The sequence below is a fragment of the Methylogaea oryzae genome (assembly GCF_019669985.1).
In the GTDB taxonomy this organism is placed as follows: domain Bacteria; phylum Pseudomonadota; class Gammaproteobacteria; order Methylococcales; family Methylococcaceae; genus Methylogaea; species Methylogaea oryzae.
Map to the genome: position 1 here is coordinate 3,063,725 of NZ_AP019782.1, position 17,041 is coordinate 3,080,765.

Annotated in this window: 23 protein-coding genes; 12 read left to right on the forward strand and 11 right to left on the reverse strand. The window is 64.0% G+C overall.

Going from position 1 to position 17,041, the window contains the following annotated elements:
• Nucleotides 1–144: 144 nt before the first annotated feature.
• From rsxA to K5607_RS13455, 7 genes are all read left to right on the forward strand, one after another.
• Nucleotides 145–726 carry an electron transport complex subunit RsxA gene (rsxA, locus tag K5607_RS13425; RefSeq protein ID WP_054772836.1) on the forward strand — a complete coding sequence of 194 codons (582 nt, stop codon included), beginning with the start codon at nt 145–147 and terminating at the stop codon, nt 724–726.
• Between the two features lie 10 nt (nt 727–736).
• Nucleotides 737–1,276, forward strand: a complete 540-nt coding sequence (gene rsxB, locus K5607_RS13430; protein ID WP_221047317.1) for an electron transport complex subunit RsxB — start codon at nt 737–739, stop codon at nt 1,274–1,276.
• Between the two features lie 218 nt (nt 1,277–1,494).
• Nucleotides 1,495–2,949: an electron transport complex subunit RsxC gene (gene rsxC / locus K5607_RS13435; protein WP_221047318.1), complete on the forward strand. Its 1,455-nt coding sequence runs from the start codon at nt 1,495–1,497 to the stop codon at nt 2,947–2,949.
• A gap of 190 nt (nt 2,950–3,139) precedes the next feature.
• On the forward strand, nt 3,140–4,225 hold the full coding sequence (locus K5607_RS13440; protein WP_221047319.1) for an RnfABCDGE type electron transport complex subunit D: 1,086 nt from the start codon (nt 3,140–3,142) through the stop codon (nt 4,223–4,225).
• On the forward strand, nt 4,212–4,898 hold the full coding sequence (gene rsxG / locus K5607_RS13445; protein WP_221047320.1) for an electron transport complex subunit RsxG: 687 nt from the start codon (nt 4,212–4,214) through the stop codon (nt 4,896–4,898). The genes K5607_RS13440 and rsxG overlap by 14 nt, the downstream gene beginning before the upstream one ends.
• 105 nt (nt 4,899–5,003) lie before the next feature.
• Nucleotides 5,004–5,690, forward strand: a complete 687-nt coding sequence (locus tag K5607_RS13450) for an electron transport complex subunit E (RefSeq protein WP_221047321.1) — start codon at nt 5,004–5,006, stop codon at nt 5,688–5,690.
• Nucleotides 5,687–5,959, forward strand: a complete 273-nt coding sequence (locus K5607_RS13455) for an RnfH family protein (protein ID WP_054775083.1) — start codon at nt 5,687–5,689, stop codon at nt 5,957–5,959. Before K5607_RS13450 ends, K5607_RS13455 begins: the two co-directional genes overlap by 4 nt.
• Nucleotides 5,960–6,307: 348 nt before the next feature.
• Here the strand turns inward: K5607_RS13455 and K5607_RS13460 are convergent, their stop codons facing one another.
• The 11 genes from K5607_RS13460 to K5607_RS13510 all read right to left on the reverse strand — a co-directional run bounded on the left by K5607_RS13460 (nt 6,308) and on the right by K5607_RS13510 (nt 14,429).
• Nucleotides 6,308–6,556 carry a hypothetical protein gene (locus tag K5607_RS13460; protein ID WP_054774346.1) on the reverse strand — a complete coding sequence of 83 codons (249 nt, stop codon included), beginning with the start codon at nt 6,554–6,556 and terminating at the stop codon, nt 6,308–6,310.
• 38 nt (nt 6,557–6,594) lie between these two features.
• On the reverse strand, nt 6,595–7,440 hold the full coding sequence (locus K5607_RS13465) for an SIR2 family protein (protein ID WP_054774347.1): 846 nt from the start codon (nt 7,438–7,440) through the stop codon (nt 6,595–6,597).
• 114 nt (nt 7,441–7,554) lie between these two features.
• Nucleotides 7,555–8,121: a nitrogen fixation protein NifQ gene (locus tag K5607_RS13470; protein ID WP_343222914.1), complete on the reverse strand. Its 567-nt coding sequence runs from the start codon at nt 8,119–8,121 to the stop codon at nt 7,555–7,557.
• Between the two features lie 13 nt (nt 8,122–8,134).
• Nucleotides 8,135–8,482, reverse strand: a complete 348-nt coding sequence (locus tag K5607_RS13475) for a 2Fe-2S iron-sulfur cluster-binding protein (protein WP_221047323.1) — start codon at nt 8,480–8,482, stop codon at nt 8,135–8,137.
• A gap of 29 nt (nt 8,483–8,511) precedes the next feature.
• Nucleotides 8,512–8,799 (reverse strand): 2Fe-2S iron-sulfur cluster-binding protein, encoded by a 288-nt coding sequence (locus K5607_RS13480; protein WP_221047324.1) that lies wholly within the window; start codon nt 8,797–8,799, stop codon nt 8,512–8,514.
• A gap of 28 nt (nt 8,800–8,827) precedes the next feature.
• Nucleotides 8,828–10,108, reverse strand: a complete 1,281-nt coding sequence (locus tag K5607_RS13485; protein ID WP_221047325.1) for an FprA family A-type flavoprotein — start codon at nt 10,106–10,108, stop codon at nt 8,828–8,830.
• Complete coding sequence (locus K5607_RS13490) at nt 10,105–10,530, reverse strand: ArsC/Spx/MgsR family protein (protein ID WP_221047326.1); 426 nt, start codon at nt 10,528–10,530, stop codon at nt 10,105–10,107. The genes K5607_RS13485 and K5607_RS13490 overlap by 4 nt, the downstream gene beginning before the upstream one ends.
• A 10-nt stretch (nt 10,531–10,540) precedes the next feature.
• Nucleotides 10,541–10,819, reverse strand: a complete 279-nt coding sequence (locus K5607_RS13495; RefSeq protein WP_054774817.1) for a 4Fe-4S dicluster domain-containing protein — start codon at nt 10,817–10,819, stop codon at nt 10,541–10,543.
• A gap of 215 nt (nt 10,820–11,034) precedes the next feature.
• Nucleotides 11,035–12,081: a PIG-L deacetylase family protein gene (locus K5607_RS13500; RefSeq protein WP_221047327.1), complete on the reverse strand. Its 1,047-nt coding sequence runs from the start codon at nt 12,079–12,081 to the stop codon at nt 11,035–11,037.
• A gap of 65 nt (nt 12,082–12,146) precedes the next feature.
• Nucleotides 12,147–12,638 (reverse strand): tetratricopeptide repeat protein, encoded by a 492-nt coding sequence (locus K5607_RS13505; RefSeq protein WP_221047328.1) that lies wholly within the window; start codon nt 12,636–12,638, stop codon nt 12,147–12,149.
• A gap of 90 nt (nt 12,639–12,728) precedes the next feature.
• Nucleotides 12,729–14,429 (reverse strand): hypothetical protein, encoded by a 1,701-nt coding sequence (locus K5607_RS13510; RefSeq protein WP_221047329.1) that lies wholly within the window; start codon nt 14,427–14,429, stop codon nt 12,729–12,731.
• A gap of 287 nt (nt 14,430–14,716) precedes the next feature.
• Between K5607_RS13510 and K5607_RS13515 the strand changes: the two genes are divergently transcribed.
• The 5 genes from K5607_RS13515 (at nt 14,717) to K5607_RS13535 (ending at nt 16,992) form a co-directional block, all read left to right on the forward strand.
• Nucleotides 14,717–14,986 carry a hypothetical protein gene (locus K5607_RS13515; RefSeq protein WP_054773349.1) on the forward strand — a complete coding sequence of 90 codons (270 nt, stop codon included), beginning with the start codon at nt 14,717–14,719 and terminating at the stop codon, nt 14,984–14,986.
• A 433-nt stretch (nt 14,987–15,419) separates the two neighbouring features.
• The gene (locus K5607_RS13520) at nt 15,420–15,635 is read left to right on the forward strand and encodes a hypothetical protein (protein WP_054773350.1); all 216 of its coding nucleotides are present in this window, start codon (nt 15,420–15,422) and stop codon (nt 15,633–15,635) included.
• A gap of 84 nt (nt 15,636–15,719) precedes the next feature.
• Nucleotides 15,720–15,914, forward strand: a complete 195-nt coding sequence (locus K5607_RS13525) for a hypothetical protein (protein WP_054773351.1) — start codon at nt 15,720–15,722, stop codon at nt 15,912–15,914.
• A 59-nt stretch (nt 15,915–15,973) separates the two neighbouring features.
• A complete protein-coding gene (locus K5607_RS13530) occupies nt 15,974–16,225 on the forward strand; it encodes a helix-turn-helix transcriptional regulator (RefSeq protein ID WP_246598863.1) in 252 nt (83 codons plus the stop codon).
• Between the two features lie 560 nt (nt 16,226–16,785).
• Nucleotides 16,786–16,992, forward strand: a complete 207-nt coding sequence (locus K5607_RS13535) for a hypothetical protein (RefSeq protein WP_054773352.1) — start codon at nt 16,786–16,788, stop codon at nt 16,990–16,992.
• The last annotated feature ends 49 nt before the right edge of the window (nt 16,993–17,041 follow it).

Sequence of the window (17,041 nt, forward strand, 5' to 3'; positions counted from 1 at the left end):
CGCGCCGCGAGGAATAGGGCTCATGGCATGGGTCCTGCTTTCACCTGGTCGAATCGATGCGGAATGCTCCCCGAGGGAGCAAGGACGCTCCGGGGCACGGAGGCCCCAACCCAACGAATTCAGTCACGAACAGGAATCTCGACCATGCAGGAATACCTCATGCTGCTGCTGGGCGCCGTACTGGTGAACAACGTGGTGCTGGTGAAATTCCTCGGCCTTTGCCCGTTCATGGGCGTGTCCAAGAAAATCGACTCGGCCTTGGGCATGGGCTTCGCCACCACCTTCGTGCTCACCCTGACGGCGGTCGCCAGCTGGGCGCTGGAACGCTACCTGCTGCAACCCCTGGGCCTGGGCTTTTTGCGCATCCTCACTTTCATCCTGGTGATCGCCGCCGTAGTGCAGTTCACCGAAATGGTGGTGCGCAAGACCAGCCCCCTGCTGTACCAGGCGCTGGGCATTTTCCTGCCGCTCATCACCACCAACTGCGCCGTGCTGGGCGTGGCCCTGCTCAACGTGCAGCAGCAATACGGCTTCATCCAGAGCCTACTGTTCGGCGCAGGCTCCGCCCTGGGCTTCACCCTGGTCATGGTGCTGTTCGCCGGCATCCGCGAACGGCTCACCCTGATGGCGGTACCGGAGGCTTTCTCCGGCACCCCCATCGCTTTCATCACCGCCGGCATCCTGTCCCTGGCCTTCATGGGCTTTGCCGGGCTAAACGTGAAGTAAGGAGGCGGCCATGTACATCCTGTTCGCCATCGTCGCGCTGACCCTGCTGGGCCTGGGACTCGGTTATCTGCTGGGCGCCGCCTCGCGCTTCCTGAAAGTGGAAGGCGATCCCCTGGCGGACGAAATCGAAGCGCTGCTGCCCGGCTCCCAATGCGGCCAGTGCGGCTATCCCGGCTGCCGGCCGGCGGCGGAAGCCCTGGCTGGCGGCGAAGCCGCCGTCACCCTGTGCCCGCCCGGCGGCAAGGCCCTGGCGGAACAGCTGGCCGCCAAGCTCAACGTGGATCTGGACATGGGCGGCATGGAAGAAGCCGCCCCGCTGCTGGCGCGAGTGGATGAAAGCAACTGCATCGGCTGCACCCGCTGCTTCAAGGCCTGTCCGACGGATGCGATAGTCGGCGCCCCCAAGCAAATCCACGCGGTGGTGGCGGATGCCTGCATCGGCTGCGGCAAGTGCGTGGACATCTGCCCCACGGAGTGCCTGCAACTGCATCCGGTGAAAGTCACCCTGCGCAACTGGCGCTGGCCCAAGCCGCGGTTGGCGGCGGCGTGAGGCAATCGACCATGATTCGCTCAATCGTTGCTTCGAATCCGTCATTCCGGCAGGGAATGCCGGAATCCAGGAACAGGGATGTTACCGGCCACAGTTGTGCACCATCCATGGCCGTGGACCCCGGCATTCCCTGCCGGGGTGACGCTGATCTGCAACTCAAACTAACGGGGTCGCAGCTAAGCCTTCCTCATGTGGATCGCACTTAAGGGGAAACAGCCATGCTCAACCTGATCTCCCTCACCAAACTCCTCGGCGGCGAAAAGCGCATCCGCGGCGGCGTGCATCCCGACGGCCACAAGTCGCTGACCGCCGGCAAGCCCATCGACGGCGGTTTCCCCCTACCGAAAAAGCTGTTCCTGCCTTTGCAGCAGCACGTCGGCCAGCCGGCGGAACCCTGCGTGAAAGTGGGCGACACGGTGCTCAAGGGACAACTGCTGGCCTACAGCCAGGGCAATATTTCCGCCCCCATCCACGCGCCCACTTCCGGCACGGTGGTGGACATCACCGAATGGCCGGCGCCCCATCCGTCCGCCCTGCCCACGCCGACCCTGGTTCTGGAGCCGGACGGCAAAGACCTGTGGGCGGAACTGAATGTCCCGGAAGATCCTTTCGCCCTGCCGCCCGAGGAAATCGCCCTGCGGGTGGGCGCCGCCGGCGTGGTGGGCATGGGCGGCGCGGCGTTCCCGTCGGCGGTCAAGCTCAACCTGGGACGGCGCAGCAAAATCCACACACTGCTCGTCAACGGCGGCGAGTGCGAGCCCTACCTCACCTGCGACGACCGCCTGATGCGGGAGCGGGCCGAGCAGGTGGTGGACGGCGTCCGCATCATGCTGCACGGCCTGCAATGCGGCAAAGCCAAGGTGGGCATTGAAGACAACAAGCCGAACGCCTACGCGGCCATGGCGAAAGCGGCGCAAGCTTTCCCGGAAATCGAAGTGCACCAGGTGCCCACCCACTACCCCATGGGCTGGGACAAGCAACTGATCGGCTACCTCACCGGCCTGGAAGTGCCGGCCGACGGCCGCGCCACCGACGTGGGCGTACTCATGCACAACGTCGCCACCGCCTACGCCGTGCACCAGGCCGTGCGTCTGGGCCGGCCGCTGGTGAGCCGCATCGTCACCGTCAGCGGCCGGGCCGTAGACAACCCGGTCAATCTGGAAGTGCCCATCGGCACCCTCATGGGCGAGCTGTTACGTTACTGCGGCTGGCGGCCCGACCAGACCCAGCGCCTGCTCATGGGCGGCCCCATGATGGGCGACGCCCTGCCCCACGCCGACGTGCCGGTGGTGAAAGGCACTTGCGGCGTGTTGGCCCTGGCGGCGGAACCGGCCGCCGAGGCCCAGCCCTGCATCCGCTGCTCGCGCTGCGTGTCGGCCTGCCCGGTGGGCCTGCTGCCGCTGGAAATGGCGTCGCGCATCAAGGCCGGCCAGCTGGACGGTGCGGTGGGCTATGGATTGAAGGACTGCATCAACTGCGGCTCGTGCAGCTACGTCTGCCCGTCGAAGATTCCCCTGGTGCACTACTTCCGCTACGCCCAAAGCGAACTGGTGGCGCGCCAGCAAGCCCAGCACAAGTCGCAACAAATCAAGCGCCTGGTGGAAGACCGCCAGGCCCGGTTGGATCGCATCAAGGCGGCCCAGGCGGCGGCCATGGCGGAGGAGGAGGCGTGATAAGCACCCTTGGAATTTGGTTGAGAATGCGTTCCCGCAACCGGCTTATCGCGTGCGTGAGCCGACTTGCCCCTGGGAGCGCGGGCATCCTGCCCGCCCTCGTCGGCGCGAGCCGGCGGCCGGAAAACGCTTGCCTGCGGCAAGCGGGCGGGCAGGATGCCCGCGCTCCCAGGGCTCCCAGGGGGTTGCCATGAACACCCGCAACCTGCAAAGCGGCCCCTTCGCCCGCGCCGAGGGCGGCGTCGGCGATTTGATGCGGCTGGTGATGCTGGCCCTGGCCCCCGCCACCGGCTTTGGCCTGCTGATCTTCGGCTGGCCGGCGCTATTGTTGCTGATCGTGACGTTGACTTCGGCCCTGGCCTTCGAAGCGCTGAGCCTGAAATTGGCCGGCAAGCCGCTGCGCCCCACCCTGTGGGACGGCTCGGCGCTGCTGAGCGGCTGGCTGCTGGCGCTGAGCCTGCCGCCCTGGGCACCCTGGTGGATCGGCTGCTTCGGCGCTTTCATCGCCATCGCCCTGGGCAAGCACGTCTACGGCGGCCTGGGCCAAAACCTGTTCAACCCGGCCATGCTGGCGCGCGTGACCCTGCTGGTGTCTTTTCCCCTGGAAATGACCCAGTGGGTGGAACCGGCACCGCTGTTGTTCCCACACAGTCCGGGCCTGCTGGAAAGCTTCCGCATCGTGTTCGGCCATGCCCCCATCGACGCCTACGGCGGCGCGACGGCCATCGGGCTGATGAAAACCGGCCTGACTCAGGGCCATAGTCCGGCGGAAACCTTGGCGGAGCATTTCAGCCTGATCCCGGCGCTGATCGGCTACACCGGCGGCAGCCTGGGAGAAACTTCCGAGCTGCTGATCCTGGCCGGCGGCGTCTGGCTGCTGCATCGGAAGGTCATTACCTGGCACATCCCCGTGTCGCTGCTAGGCACGGTGTTCGTCCTGGCCGCCTTCGCCCATCTGGCCAACGGCGAGCGCTATCCCGGCCCGCTGTTCCACCTGGCTTCCGGCGGCGTCATGCTGACCGCGTTCTTCATCGCCACCGATTACGTCACCTCGCCCAACAGCCGCACCGGGCAACTGATTTTCGGCGCCGGCTGCGGCCTGTTGATCTATGTCATCCGCACTTTCGGCGGCTACCCGGAAGGGGCAGGATTCGCCGTGCTGCTGATGAACGCCGCCACGCCCTTGATCGACTACTACGTCAAACCGCGCATCTACGGCCGCGACCGCAAGGGCCGGCCGTTGGAATTGGAGAACAGCCGCCATGACCGCCGCTAGCTTGCGCCAACTGGGCGAGAAATTCGGCCGGCTCATGGAGCTGCTGGAAAACGCCGACTACGAGCGCCTGCGCACCCTGTTGCACTACCAGGGCCTGCTGCTGGCGGGGCTGGCCTGCGCCGCCGCGCTGATCCTCGGCCTGGGCGACCTGAGCACGGCCGGCTCCATCGCCGCCCGCCTGGACGAGGACATGCAGGCCTCCCTGGAGCAGGTGCTGCCGGAGGACATTTACGACAACCAACCGCTGCACGACGTAGCGCACCTCTCATCCGCCGGGGAGGAAACCGGCGCCGCCGACACCGAGGTCTACCTGGCCCGCAAGGACGGCCGCGTCACCGGCGCCGCCTTCCGCCTGGTGGCGCCGGACGGCTATTCCGGCAACATCGCCCTGATCCTGGGCGTGGATACCGAAGGCCGTGTACTGGGCGTACGCGTCATCGCCCACGCCGAAACGCCGGGCCTGGGCGACAAAATCGAAACGGCCAAGTCCGACTGGATCAAGGCCTTCGACGGCCGCGCCCTGGAAGGCACCCGCTGGCAGGTGAAAAAAGACGGCGGCGATTTCGACCAGTTCGCCGGGGCCACCATCACGCCGCGCGCGGTGGTGAAGCGCATCCAGGGCGGGCTGGAGTTTTTCCGGCGGCATAGGGATGCAATTTTGGGCATCCCCTAGGTAGGGTGGGCGACCGCGGGTTGCCCACCAAACAGCGCAGACCGGTGGGCAAGCTGTCGCTCGCCCACCCTACGGATGTTGCATCCGAACGATTGGAGCCAAACCATGACCCCCGAATACCGCAAAATCGTCCGCGACGGCCTGTGGGACAACAACATGGTGTTCAGCCAGAACATCGCCCTGTGCCCGCTGCTGGCCGTCACCGGCACCGCCACCAACGGCCTCGGCATGGGCCTGGCCACCACCGCCGTGCTGGCCGCCACCAACGGCCTGATCGCCTTCGGCCGGGTGGCGATTCCGCCGGAAATCCGCATCCCCGTGTTCGTGCTGCTCATCGCCCTGGTCGTCACCCTGGTGGACATGGTGATGAACGCTTGGCTGCACGAGCTGTACAAAGTGCTGGGCCTGTTCATTCCCCTCATCGTCACCAACTGCGGCATCCTCGGCCGGGCCGAATCCTTCGCCTTCCGCCAGGCGCCGGCGGCGGCGGTGCTGGACGGCGTGATGATGGGCCTCGGCTTCACCCTGGCCCTGGTGGCGCTGGGCGCGGCGCGGGAAATCGCCGGCGCCGGCACCTTGTTCGCCAACGCCGCCCTGCTGCTGGGCGAGGGATTTTCCTTTCTGGAAGTGAAGCTGATCAACGGCTACCGCGGCTTTTTGCTCATGGCCCTGCCCCCCGGCGGCTTCATCATGTTGGGCTTTTTGCTGGCGGGAAAACGGCTGCTCGAACGCCGCCTGCAATCCGCTGTGCCGGCCCAACCCACGCTCACCCCGGTGGAGGAGGCGCCATGAACGTGGGCATTTGCTACGCCGACAGCGACCGGCAACTGTGGCTGCGCCTGGAAGTGCCGGACGGCAGTTCGGTGGAACAGGCCATCCGCCAGTCGGGCATCCTGGAGCGCTTTCCGGAAATCGACCTGGAAAGCCAGAAAGTGGGCGTGTTCGGCAAATTCGCCAAGCTGGACGCCGCTCTCAACGACGGCGACCGGGTGGAGATCTACCGCCCCATCGTCGCCGACCCCAAAACCGTGCGGCGCCGCCGCGTCGAGCGCGAGGACTGAGCGCTACCGTCTATCGTTCCCACGCTCCGCGTGGGAACGCATCCTTGGACGCTCTGCGTCAGGTAACGAATCGGCACGCCAGCCGTCGGCTTCCGCTGATCCGGTTTTATCGCCCCAGCAGGCGGCGTTGCGGGACGCAGAGCGTCCCGGGCGGCGTTCCCACGCAGAGCGTGGGAACGATAAATTTTCCGGCTCCCTCTCCCCTAGGGAGAGGGTTGGGGTGAGGGGTGATAACAGCCACAGCCATTTAACTCCCTCACCCTAGCCCTCTCCCTGGGGGAGAGGGGACCGGAAGGCCATGATTTCTGGGGATAGGGAAAGGTGAGGTAAATGGAGCGGGAAGGCGGTTTAAACGCCGCTGGCCCGCCGCAAGCTTTGGCCGCCGAATACCGATTCGGCCAACCGTCCCCCCTCGAACCAGACGCACAAATAGCCCGATCCGCCGCGCCCGTCGAGCACTTCGTAGACGTACATCAAACGCTCGCTGCCGTGGGCGACGACCACGTCGCCTCTGCCGATGTCGGTTTTGACGAGCTCGCCGTGCCGCCAATGGGCGGGCGCCGGTGGGCGGGGTTGGGCATCTGCCGGTACGAACATGTCGAATACTCCTTTGACCGCTTCCCGTCTTCCATGAATTAGGCCGCGGTGCGGCTCTTTTCCACCTGGGACAACAGATCGGCCGCGTCGGCGTGGATGATGGACAGGCCCAGCTTGTTGCAGAAGCCGCGTTCCTTCTCGGTGGGGGAAGGATTGAGCACCCAGCCCTTGGGTTCGGCGGCGCCGTAGACGATGTCGCTGAGCACCATGCGTTCCGTATCGCGGTTCATGGGCACGCCGATGAACAAATATCGCTTGCCCTTGCGGTGTTCCTTGAGGAAGGACGGGATGGCGAAACCGCCCATCAGCTCGGTGATGTAGTCCACGTAGTCGGCGTCCGAGGCGATGAAGGACGGTTCCGGCCGGGGCGTGCCCATGGGCTTGAACAGGATGGGCAGGCTGGCATCCACCTGCTCCTGGACGACTTCGGTGTAAGCGCTGCCGTCGTAGTGGTAGAGCTTGAAGCGGTAATCCGTGCCGCCGACGCGGGCGATGCCGACGATGAGGGTGTAGGGCGTGTCGGCGTAGGAATCCTGCAACTGGGTGTCGCGGTTGATGTCGATGACATAGCGCGGCTTGATCGCCTTGATCCAGTCGTGCACGGCGGCGCGGCTGTAGCGGGCGCTGTAGGTTTCCGTGAGGAAGCGCTCGATGAAACTGCGGCCGCGCTTCAGCTCCAGATTCATGGCGGCACGGGGGAATTCGTACATGAGTTTGGGCGCCATGGGCTGGCCGTTGTTCATGGCCAGGATCAGGCTGTGGCTGTCGGCCGGCATGGGCTGGCCGGTGACGGCGTGGCGGGCGTCGGCCACGGCGCCGGGACCGATGTAGGGGACGACGCTGCCGGCTTGGATGCCGGCGATGATTTCGGCGAATTCGGACATGGGGTTCTCCGGTTAATGTTCAAAATGAATGCGGGAGCGAGGCTTTCAGCGCCTTCTCGCCTAGGGAGAGGGAACCGGAGGTGTGCGAATGCCGTGCACGTCGCCGTCTCGGCCTCACTCTTCCGGCCCAAAGCACTTGGGGTAGTCGATGCACACTTCGCAACTGGGCGCGCGGCACACGTAAATGCCTTCCGCCTCGCACAATTGCTTGTAGAGAAACTTTTTCCACTTCATGTCGCGGCTGTTCAGGGCCGCCAGGCTTGGAAAATTGTGGGCGATGAAGCCGGACAGATCGGCGCGGGACCAAAATCCCAGGTCCTGCCACAAATGGTCGCCCCCCATGCAGCCGGCCACCAGGATGTCGGCCAGCCAGGGCAGCTCCGTCGCCTCCGGCCGGGCTGCGTGACCCAGCAGCTGACGGCGCAGGTCGTCCCGTTCCAGCATGCGGCTGTAGTCGGCATGCTGGCCGGACGGCGCCACGCCGTTGATGCGGGCGCCGGGGAAATACCAATCGGTCAGGGCCCAGAATGTTTCCGGCTCCAAACCCAGGTAGTGGGGCAAGCCCCCCTCCCCGGCCATCCAGCTGGCATAAAGCTGGGACAGCCAGTGGCCGTTGGGGTCGTCCGCCGGGGCGCGCGCCTTGAGGTCGGCATACACCGTCTCGCGGCGCGGCACGTGCACGCGAAAGGCCGGCTTAGTATTCGACCAGCACATCTTCGTCGCGCACGATCACCTGGCAGGCCAGGCGCCAATCGCTGGGCAAATCGTCCACCGCCATTTTGTCCACCGCCTCCTTGGTGAGCTTGTTCAATTGCACCAGGATGCTCTTTTCCTTTTCGGTGAGCGGGCCGCCCATGCGGGTCTTTTTGTCCAGGCTGGTGACTTTCACCAAACAAGTGCCGCACTCGCCGTCCTGGCAGTTGAAGTTGATGGGGATCTTGTTTTCCAGCGCCAGCTTGAGAATGGTCTGGGTATGGCTGCCGGCGACGGCATAGACGGTTTTGTCCTTGTAGTCCGGGTTGCTGAAAGTAATGTTCGCCATGTCTTGCTCCTCTGGATCGCTGGCCTGGTTCAGGCGGGTTTCACGGAAATCTTGCCGCCCAGCACCTGGGCCTGGCAGGCTAGGCGGTTGTGCTTGCCGGCGTAGTTGTCGCGCAGGATCTTGTCCTCCAGCACCGACGGCTCACTGAGGTTGTTCCATCCCTCCGTGACCTGCATGATGCAGGTGCCGCAGTCGCCTTCCCGGCAGCCGTAAGTGATGCCGGCACCGACCTTCTCCGATATTTCGATGACGCGGGTGCCGGCCGGCACGGTGACGGTGACGTTGATGTCTTCGAACGTGATGGTGGCTTTAGCCATGGTGCTCTCCTCGTTGTGATGGAATGGGTTATGCGCTTGCCTGGGCCAGGGTTCCGACGCCCGCAACCTGCGGCCCGGCTAGGGCGCGGGCCAATTGCCGGCCGTAGGCGCGGCATTGCTCCAGCTCGCCGTCGGTGGGAATCAGCTTGAGCCTCAACCCCGCCACCGGCACTTGCAACTTGAGGCCGCGCAAGCGCTCCTCGATGAGCCGCACCGCTTCGCCGCTCCAGCCGTAGGAGCCGAAGGCGGCGCCGGTCTTGCCTTTCAAATCGATGACGGCGAGGGACGAGAGCAAATCCCACACCGGCTTGACGGCATCGCCGTTGATGGTGGGCGAGCCCAGCGCCAGACCGTCGGCCTCCTCGATCAGGTCCACCATGGAAGCGGTGTCGCAAGCCTCTAGGTCGTGCAGGGACACCCGCACGCCCGCCACCTCCTGAGCGCCCTCGTACACGGCCTCGGCCATGCGGGCGGTGTTGCCGTAGGAACTGATGTAAAAGATCAAAAGCGAGCGTTCGTCCGCCCCCATCTCGTTCTGCAAGCGCGGCGTGGACAGCTCGCGGTAGCGCTGCGCGTAGCGCTCGGGCTGGTCGCGCAGGATGGGGCCATGGGCCGGGGCGATGACCGACAGCGGCAAGGGTTCGATCAGGCGCAACGCCTTCAGCACATGGGCTTTGAACGGCCGCATGATGTGGGCGTAGTAGTATTCGAAGGAAAAGCGGAAATCGCCCACCCGGTCGTTGAACAAGCGGGCGTCGCAGTAATGGCAACCGAACAGGTCGCCGGAAAACAGCGTGCCCTCCTCCGGCAGATAACTGCATTGGGTGTCCGGCCAGTGCAAGAACGGCGTGTGCAGGAATTGCAGGCTGCGGTCCCCCAGGGAAACGCTGTCGCCGGTGGTCACCGCGGTATATTCCAGGCCGTCCCGCTTGATGAGGCCCTTCAACACCAACTGGGCCTGAAACGATACGTAAAGCCGCGCCTGGGGCGCGCGGCGCAACAGCTCCGGCAAGGCACCGGAGTGGTCCGGCTCCAAGTGGTTGAGCACCACCGCCTTGATCTCGCCGTAGTCGCAGACCGTCTCCAGGCGGCGGAAAAAGTCGGCGGCGAAGCCGTCCTTCACCGTGTCGATCACCGCCACGCCTGCGCTGCCGCGCACCGTGTAGGCGTTGTAGGTGGTGCCGTTGGCGGTCTTGAGGATGATGTCGAAGGTGCGCAGTCCCGGATCGAGGGCGCCGACCCAGTGCACCCGCTCCGACAAAGGCACGGCGCCGATGCCGGCCGGCATGGGCTGGGCGGCGGCGCTCATGGGCAGCCCCCGGCGGTTTCGGCGTGTCCTTTCGGGCAGGACTCCAAATCGCCCCTGGGCGCGGCCGCCGGACGCAGGCCGATCCAGGCCGCCACCGTTTCCGGCACAAAGCCCGTGCGGCGCTGATCGCCGACCTGCATCAACGGCCGGCGGATCAGCAGCGGCTGGCTCACCATCAAGGCCAGGGCGGTCTCTTCATCCAGGCATTCCGGCAACACCGAACCGTCTTTCACCCCGGGCGCCGCCCGGTTGAACCAGTCCGCCACCGGCAAGCGGCCGAAAAACGGCCGCAGGGATTGCGCCGTCCAAGGCTCCGCCAGCAGGTCGCGCGCCAGCACAGTATGGCCGGCCTCTTGCAACAGCCGCTTTTGGCGGGCGTTGTTGACGCAGCCGGGCTTTTCCCAGAACAGCACGGTGGCCATGGGCGGCTTCCTAGTGGGAACGCAGTTCCGCCATGGCCCGGGCCATGCGCTCGGGCGGAATGCCGGTGAGCGAGCCGGGCGGATTCAGCGCCACGCCGAAGTCGTCCACGATGGCCCCTTCGATGGGGCAAATGGCCGCGCACTGGGGATCGTCGTGGTCCCCGGCGCATTCCGTGCACTTCATCGGGTCGATGAGAAAGTGGGGCTTGGCTTCGTAGATGGCCGTGTTGGGACACAGCGGCTCGCAAGCCCAGCAGTTCACGCACAGTTGGTTGATTTGCAATGCCATGTAGCCCCCATGGGAAACCCGAGGCGGACCAAGCTGTCCGGCCTTTCAGACAGGACTAAGCACAGGCGATGCCAGGTGCAAAACCTAGACGAGTCAATGACTTGCAGGCTATGGGACGTGTGGAGAATGCGACAATCGGGAAAGACGGCGCTGTCGGGAATGCGACAAGGAAGGCAAGGGATGAAGAACAGCCGGCCCGTTGGCCGGCGGCGGGGCTAGCGGGCCGCGCCGATCGTGCGGCGGCGGAGGGGATGGGAGTCGAATGCTTTTCGCACGTGCTGCCACTGCTTGATCACGTTCTTGATGCCCCGGCTGTCCCGGCTTTTCAGCACCGAAAAGCACTCGGTGCCGCGAACGAATGCGGCGAGGAAGGCGCCCATCACCCGTTGCTGGGTGGCGTAGCGCGCCAGGGCGTCCCACTTCAGCTCTTTGTCCAATGCCCCCAACGGCAAGCAAGCGCGGCGATGCCCGCGCAAGGGCAGGTCGTCGGGCAAGTACAGCGGCTGGCTGCTCAAATCTACCGGCCGGTCGGCGCTTGAGCCGGGCGGCCAATGGTTCTGCCAGTGGATCAAATAAGCCAGCAGCCTGGGCTGCGGCGGCGGATGGCCGGGCATGGACAACCAATCGCTGATCGCCAGCAAGGCGAACATGCCCAAAGCGGCGTGGTCGGAGTCGTTTTCCATCACGTCGGGGAAAACGATCAAGGTGGGATCGGTGTCGCGCAAAATCGCCAGCAGCTGCCTGCGCAGGTCTTCGCCGTCCTGGACCATGCCCTCGTCTTCCGCTTCCGGGTACGGCACGTGATCGAAGCCGGTGAATTCGGATTTTTCCGGGTGGACGCGCCGCCAGTGGGAAACCAGCATGGGATAGAGGGCGCCGTCGGAAAACCCCAGCAAATCCAGCCGCACAGCGCCTTCGCCCAACACCTGGACGGCGCGTCGGGCCTCTTCCAGCCGCGTTTCGCCGTATTTGAGGAAGTCGGCGGCATGCGGATGGCGCTTGCCCGTGTCCCGTTCCACGCCTTCCACGTAAGCGTCGCCGGCGGTGACGATCACCACCCGGGCGCTGCCCTGCCGCTGCAAAACCTGGTGCATCAGTCCGGCCGCGCTCAGGGTTTCGTCGTCGGGATGGGGTGCCAGCACCAAAACGCGCTCGCCCTGCCCCAGCTCAAGGGGCGGAGGAACGCCGGCCCGGGCGCCCGCCGCGGCCGACAGCAGCCACAACGCGGCGAGCAGCGATGCAACAAAGGTCGGTGTCGACATGGAAAAAGCGCCGTCGCGAGGGAACCGCCCGCTTTATACCACTGCCGGACTAATCGAAACTTAAATCAGCTCCCCTGGCCCGGCGCGAATTTGGCGCGCCAAGCGTCCGCCCGCCGCTTGGCGTCGGCCACCTGGTCCGGCGCCATCCGCTTTTCCAGCGCCACCGCGTCGCTCGCCGCGCCGGCGACGAGGAACCATTTGTACGCTTCCACATAATCCTGCGCCACGCCCTTGCCGTCCCGGCACAACACCCCCAGGTTCTGCTGCGCCTCCCGGTTGCCGCGCTCGGCGGCGCGACCGAACCACAGCGCCGCCTGCTTGTAATCCTGCGCGACGCCCTGCCCGTCCATGTAGAGGAATGCCAAATTCACCTGGGCGGCGACGAGGCCGAACTCGGCGTCGCGGCGGTACAAGCGGGCGGCTTCCTCGTACCGTTCGGCGGAATAGGCTTCGTCGGCGGCGCTGAGGGCGGGATGGTCCGCTCCGGCCAAGGCATCGGTTTGCGCTGCGGCCAGCGCGGTCAAGAGCATGAAGGTTTTCGGGCCTGCTTTCATCATCGGCTGTCCTGGGTTAACGGAAATTCGCGGCGGAAAGTTTAACCGAGGAGCCGGGCGGCTTTTCCACGAATCCGATCGCCATCCCCCGCGCTAGGGTTTTCGCGCCAACAGCGACAGCCCCGCCAACGCCGCCAGCAACGCCAAGCCCGTCCCGCCCAGCCAGGGGGCGGCGCTGGAATCCTGCCCGGCGGCCAACAGGTAGGCTGCCCCCATCCAAGGCAACAGCAGCATGAGCGCTTGCAGCGGCGCCGTATAAGCCCTGCCGCCTCCCCGCCCGACGCCCAGCGCCTTGAAATCGGGCCGGCCGGCCGCCAAGGGAGGATCGCGATAGGAATAAGCCTGGTCGAATATGGCGCGGAACAGCAGCCCCACCACCGTTGCGTTGCCGAAATACGCCGAGTGACTGCCCCCCGGCGCGGGAAAACGCAAGCTGGACACCTCCAGGTTATCCACCGGCAAGGCCTTCATGCGCAGGTCATTGGGGGATTCCAGCGGGCCGCTGATGATGTCCGCTCGATCCCAAATATTGATCCAGTGGATTTGCGGCTTGCCCCTGGCGGTAAAAGGCGCATGCCCCAAGTCGCCGCGCACCTCCTCCTTGACGCGGTTGTAGCGATGATAGCGGCCGGCCTCGCTTTCGAAAAAATAATGCACCTTGTCCACCGGGCTGCCCAAGGTGACGAACTGGTCCAGTTTTTCCAGCGGCAACCGATCGGCCGGCGCGCGCGCCCGGTTGTAGCGCCCCAGGTGCAGCAAAGCGTCGCAAGCCACGCTGGAACCCAGGCTATGGGCCACCACCACCACCCGCTTGCAGCACGCATCGGACAAAACGTGCCGAAACGTAGACACGCCCACCTCGAGGATATCCCGCCGTTTGCGATGTTTTTCCTCGGTCTCCTCGTACGTGGTCCACAGCTGCACGTCCCCCATGTAATTGCTCAGGAACGAGCCGATGCCGGTGAAGGAGCCAAGCCCGGCGAGCACGGCCAAGACGCTCTCCCATCCGTCCGCGCGGCGCCAATCCAGCCATTCCACCAAACCGAGCGACGCCCCCGCGTACCAGCGATACAGGCCGGACAGCCCGCTCAAAGCCAGCAGCGCCGCCACGCCCATAGCCAGCCCCAAGCTCAGCAGCACGAACTGGTTAAGCGCTTCGCAGCGCCGATAGTGGGAACGCCACGCCCGCGCCAACGCGACGGCGGAGGCATCCATGGGATAACGCCGCCGCAGCGACTCCACGAACTCGCAAAAGCGCCCCCGGGGATAAGCGCGCCATTGCTCCGGCGCCTCGAAAGCCTGGTAGCTGTCCAGCAATCGGCGCAAGGTATTGCGGTTGTAGGGATTGCGGCCGGACCGGTCCAGCCGGCGCCAAAGGGAAAACAAATACGCGGTGCGCAGCCGGGCGCGCAACCGCCACGGCGCCGTGGCGGACAACAACGGGTTGGGAATGCGCCCCAACATCCAACGCAGCACCTCCCGCACCGGAACCCCGCCGGCCGCGGCCGGAGCCCAATAGGCCTCGTAGAAGCGGAAACGGTCGCGGCGAAAACCGCCGACCGCCTGGTGTTGGCATATCGCCTCGATGTAGGTGCAATCGTCCTGGCCGATGCGGGACGTTTCGGACTTCGCGTGGATATCGCCGAGCCGCGCCGCCGAAAGGCCGTGACCGTAATGATCCAACGCATCGATCAGCCGGCTGACCTCCTCGTAGCGCTTCTGGCTACCCATGCCGTGGAAATACACCACGGCGGTGTAATCCCGGCTTCCCTCGGAACTTGAACGCTGCGTCATGCCTGCCTCCCGCCTCCTGCGCGCTCGATGATACGCGCATAGGAACAAACCGGGTCGAGAAACCCGCCGCTTCCATCGTTTGTCGGCGGTTGGAATCGTAGCGACAAGGGCCCCCTGTTTACAAGACGCTGTCCACTAGCGCTTTCCGAACACGCCGACTACGCTTACCCGCGGCATGCCGGTTTTTGCGACATCGAACCCCATGTCTACAACCCAATGCAAAGCCTACTTCAATAACGATAACGGCCTTGCCTTGAACCTATAAAAAGAACGATTCCGAGGAAAGTATGAAACTAAAATCTATCGCGTTTGCCGCCTTCGCCGCAGTGTCCCTCGTCGCCAGCGCCGGCGCCAATGCGGGCGCCGACGACGTAAAGTGGATTGCCCAATGCCTGCAAGACAACGCCGACGCCAAAGTTGCCGCAGAAGTCGTCAATGCATACTGCAGCTGCATGAATAACAAAATGTCGGAAAACGAAACAAAATCCATTAGCCAATGGGAAAAATCCCATCCGGCTGAAATGGCCGCTTGCGAAAAAGAAGCCGGCTGGAAATAAGCCGACTTAATATAGGCGTTTCCCAACGCGCAAGGCGGGTTCGGCAAAAACCGCAACCCGCCGAATCCGGCGCAACAGAAATGCGGGATGTGGCGAGCGGATAGCAAACCGCATCGAAAACTCCGCGTACTCGCGGAACCTACCCAGGCTTATCGAATCGCGAACGGTGCGACTCGCAGACTCACCGCACCCTACGAGCTATCAGGATTACCACCAGAGGCTGCCATGACACGCATGCGCAACCCCGGCCCATGCCGGCGAGGTATTGCGGTGGGAGAAGCAGCCCACCGATTGCAGGTGTCACGCGTGCAACTTTCCCGGCTGCTAAACGGCCGCGCGGCGATGACGGCGGTGGGCGCTCCGCGTGGCGTACATGAAGGGCATTCACGCCCGATGACTTTAACTTAGCAAGGCCTATCTCTATACTGACCGCATGAGCAGCCTCAAACGTTCCCCAAAAAACGCCGTCGCCAGCGTATTCTCGCTTCTTCCGAACAGCGACTACAGCCGCTTTGTCCCGCAGCAAGGCGCGGAAGGGATGATGTTGGAAACGTGGACAGCCATTGGCGAGCGTCTGGAAAAAGCCACCGCCACCGTTGGACAGGAAGCCCATGGCAAGAAAAAAGCGACTACCCAAGCCCATATCTAAGCCTGCTCCAGCAGCCTTCCGGAACGCATACTCCGCGTCTTCGAGGAAGATTCCAAACACACGCGCGACATCCAATTCGCTGCATTGCAGGCCCTGAAGGCCGACAACCAGCGCTCCCACTGGATGGCATTCGGCCTGATCTTCAGCGGCTTTGCATTGGCCGGCTTTTTGGCGTGGCTTGGCAAGGACTGGTTGGCCGGCGTAACGCTGGGGACAACGCTTACCGGCACCATTGCCGGATTCATCCAAGGCAACACCAAGAGCGGCAAGGCCGGATAACCCATCCTGCCCACTGCGTCCACTCAAAGGCGATCTGGCCGCGCACTGGCATAACGAGAATGCGCATCCCGGCCCATCCCGGCGAGGTATTGCGGGAGTTCATTCCACCCGGCATGACGGTGGGAGAAGCCGCCCGCCAATTGCAGGTATCGCTCGTGCAACTTTCCCGGCTGGCGAACGGCCGCGCGGCGATGACAGCGGTGGGTGCTCCGCGTTGCGGAGTGGACCGGCACCACGGCCGAATCCTGGTTAGAAAACCAAGTGCAATGGGATTTGTGGCGGGCGGCACAGCAGCCGCGGCCGAAAATTGAACCGATGGCGGCGTGAACACCACACTGCTGAAATCTCGCGGATTTCGGCGGGTTAAGGCTGCCGCTTTACTGGCCTCAATCTACTACACGCGGAAGCCTTTGTTTTCCGGAGTTTCCAAATGTAGGATGTGGTAACCGGTAGCGAACCGCGTCAATCGCGAACGGTGCGGTTCGCCGACTCACCGCACCCTGCGGCCCTGCTGAACTTTCACAGATTTCGACAGGTGACGATTATTGCCTTACACGCATACACGAGTAAGGCCCAGTGTATACGCTACTTTTAATATCCTGATCAACCTAGGAGCCTGAGTTTGGAAGACTATTCTGGCGCCCACAGGGCACGTCTTTTGGATGTCGAAACCCTACTGCAAGTACCACCTCACCGAACTATAGCAGCAGTACACCTTGGAGGAGTTTCTGTCGAATGCCGTTTAAAGTCCCTCGTATTGCGGTACCATAATATTACGTCATGGAACCAACTTAGCAACCGCCCCAGAGACCCCAAGACCAAGCAACCTATTCCTAGACCAGGCCATAGCCTTGGCTCAACACTTAAGTTAATGTCGGATGTCTATAAAAAGGCACAAACCGACCCCCAGTTCTTGCAGCACTTAAACCGAGTAATGCACCCGGCCGGCGCAATAGCGACTGACTTTATCGAACTCCGTTACGCAGCAAATGACCTGGACGATGATATTATGGCCGAGTGGAACAAGAGCTTCAAATATGTCCTCGGCTGGTTGACAAAAAACGAGACGATATTATGACAAATGATGTGAGATTTCTCCGCGGGCGGCTTGACGAATGTTTTCCCGG

Coding starts and splice junctions, on each gene's coding strand:
- rsxA (WP_054772836.1), top strand. CDS start 145: ATGCAGGAATACCTCATGCTGCTGCTGGGCGCCGTACTGGTGAACAAC.
- rsxB (WP_221047317.1), top strand. CDS start 737: ATGTACATCCTGTTCGCCATCGTCGCGCTGACCCTGCTGGGCCTGGGA.
- rsxC (WP_221047318.1), top strand. CDS start 1,495: ATGCTCAACCTGATCTCCCTCACCAAACTCCTCGGCGGCGAAAAGCGC.
- K5607_RS13440 (WP_221047319.1), top strand. CDS start 3,140: ATGAACACCCGCAACCTGCAAAGCGGCCCCTTCGCCCGCGCCGAGGGC.
- rsxG (WP_221047320.1), top strand. CDS start 4,212: ATGACCGCCGCTAGCTTGCGCCAACTGGGCGAGAAATTCGGCCGGCTC.
- K5607_RS13450 (WP_221047321.1), top strand. CDS start 5,004: ATGACCCCCGAATACCGCAAAATCGTCCGCGACGGCCTGTGGGACAAC.
- K5607_RS13455 (WP_054775083.1), top strand. CDS start 5,687: ATGAACGTGGGCATTTGCTACGCCGACAGCGACCGGCAACTGTGGCTG.
- K5607_RS13460 (WP_054774346.1), bottom strand. CDS start 6,556: ATGTTCGTACCGGCAGATGCCCAACCCCGCCCACCGGCGCCCGCCCAT.
- K5607_RS13465 (WP_054774347.1), bottom strand. CDS start 7,440: ATGTCCGAATTCGCCGAAATCATCGCCGGCATCCAAGCCGGCAGCGTC.
- K5607_RS13475 (WP_221047323.1), bottom strand. CDS start 8,482: ATGGCGAACATTACTTTCAGCAACCCGGACTACAAGGACAAAACCGTC.
- K5607_RS13480 (WP_221047324.1), bottom strand. CDS start 8,799: ATGGCTAAAGCCACCATCACGTTCGAAGACATCAACGTCACCGTCACC.
- K5607_RS13485 (WP_221047325.1), bottom strand. CDS start 10,108: ATGAGCGCCGCCGCCCAGCCCATGCCGGCCGGCATCGGCGCCGTGCCT.
- K5607_RS13490 (WP_221047326.1), bottom strand. CDS start 10,530: ATGGCCACCGTGCTGTTCTGGGAAAAGCCCGGCTGCGTCAACAACGCC.
- K5607_RS13495 (WP_054774817.1), bottom strand. CDS start 10,819: ATGGCATTGCAAATCAACCAACTGTGCGTGAACTGCTGGGCTTGCGAG.
- K5607_RS13500 (WP_221047327.1), bottom strand. CDS start 12,081: ATGTCGACACCGACCTTTGTTGCATCGCTGCTCGCCGCGTTGTGGCTG.
- K5607_RS13505 (WP_221047328.1), bottom strand. CDS start 12,638: ATGATGAAAGCAGGCCCGAAAACCTTCATGCTCTTGACCGCGCTGGCC.
- K5607_RS13510 (WP_221047329.1), bottom strand. CDS start 14,429: ATGACGCAGCGTTCAAGTTCCGAGGGAAGCCGGGATTACACCGCCGTG.
- K5607_RS13515 (WP_054773349.1), top strand. CDS start 14,717: ATGAAACTAAAATCTATCGCGTTTGCCGCCTTCGCCGCAGTGTCCCTC.
- K5607_RS13520 (WP_054773350.1), top strand. CDS start 15,420: ATGAGCAGCCTCAAACGTTCCCCAAAAAACGCCGTCGCCAGCGTATTC.
- K5607_RS13530 (WP_246598863.1), top strand. CDS start 15,974: ATGCGCATCCCGGCCCATCCCGGCGAGGTATTGCGGGAGTTCATTCCA.
- K5607_RS13535 (WP_054773352.1), top strand. CDS start 16,786: ATGTCGGATGTCTATAAAAAGGCACAAACCGACCCCCAGTTCTTGCAG.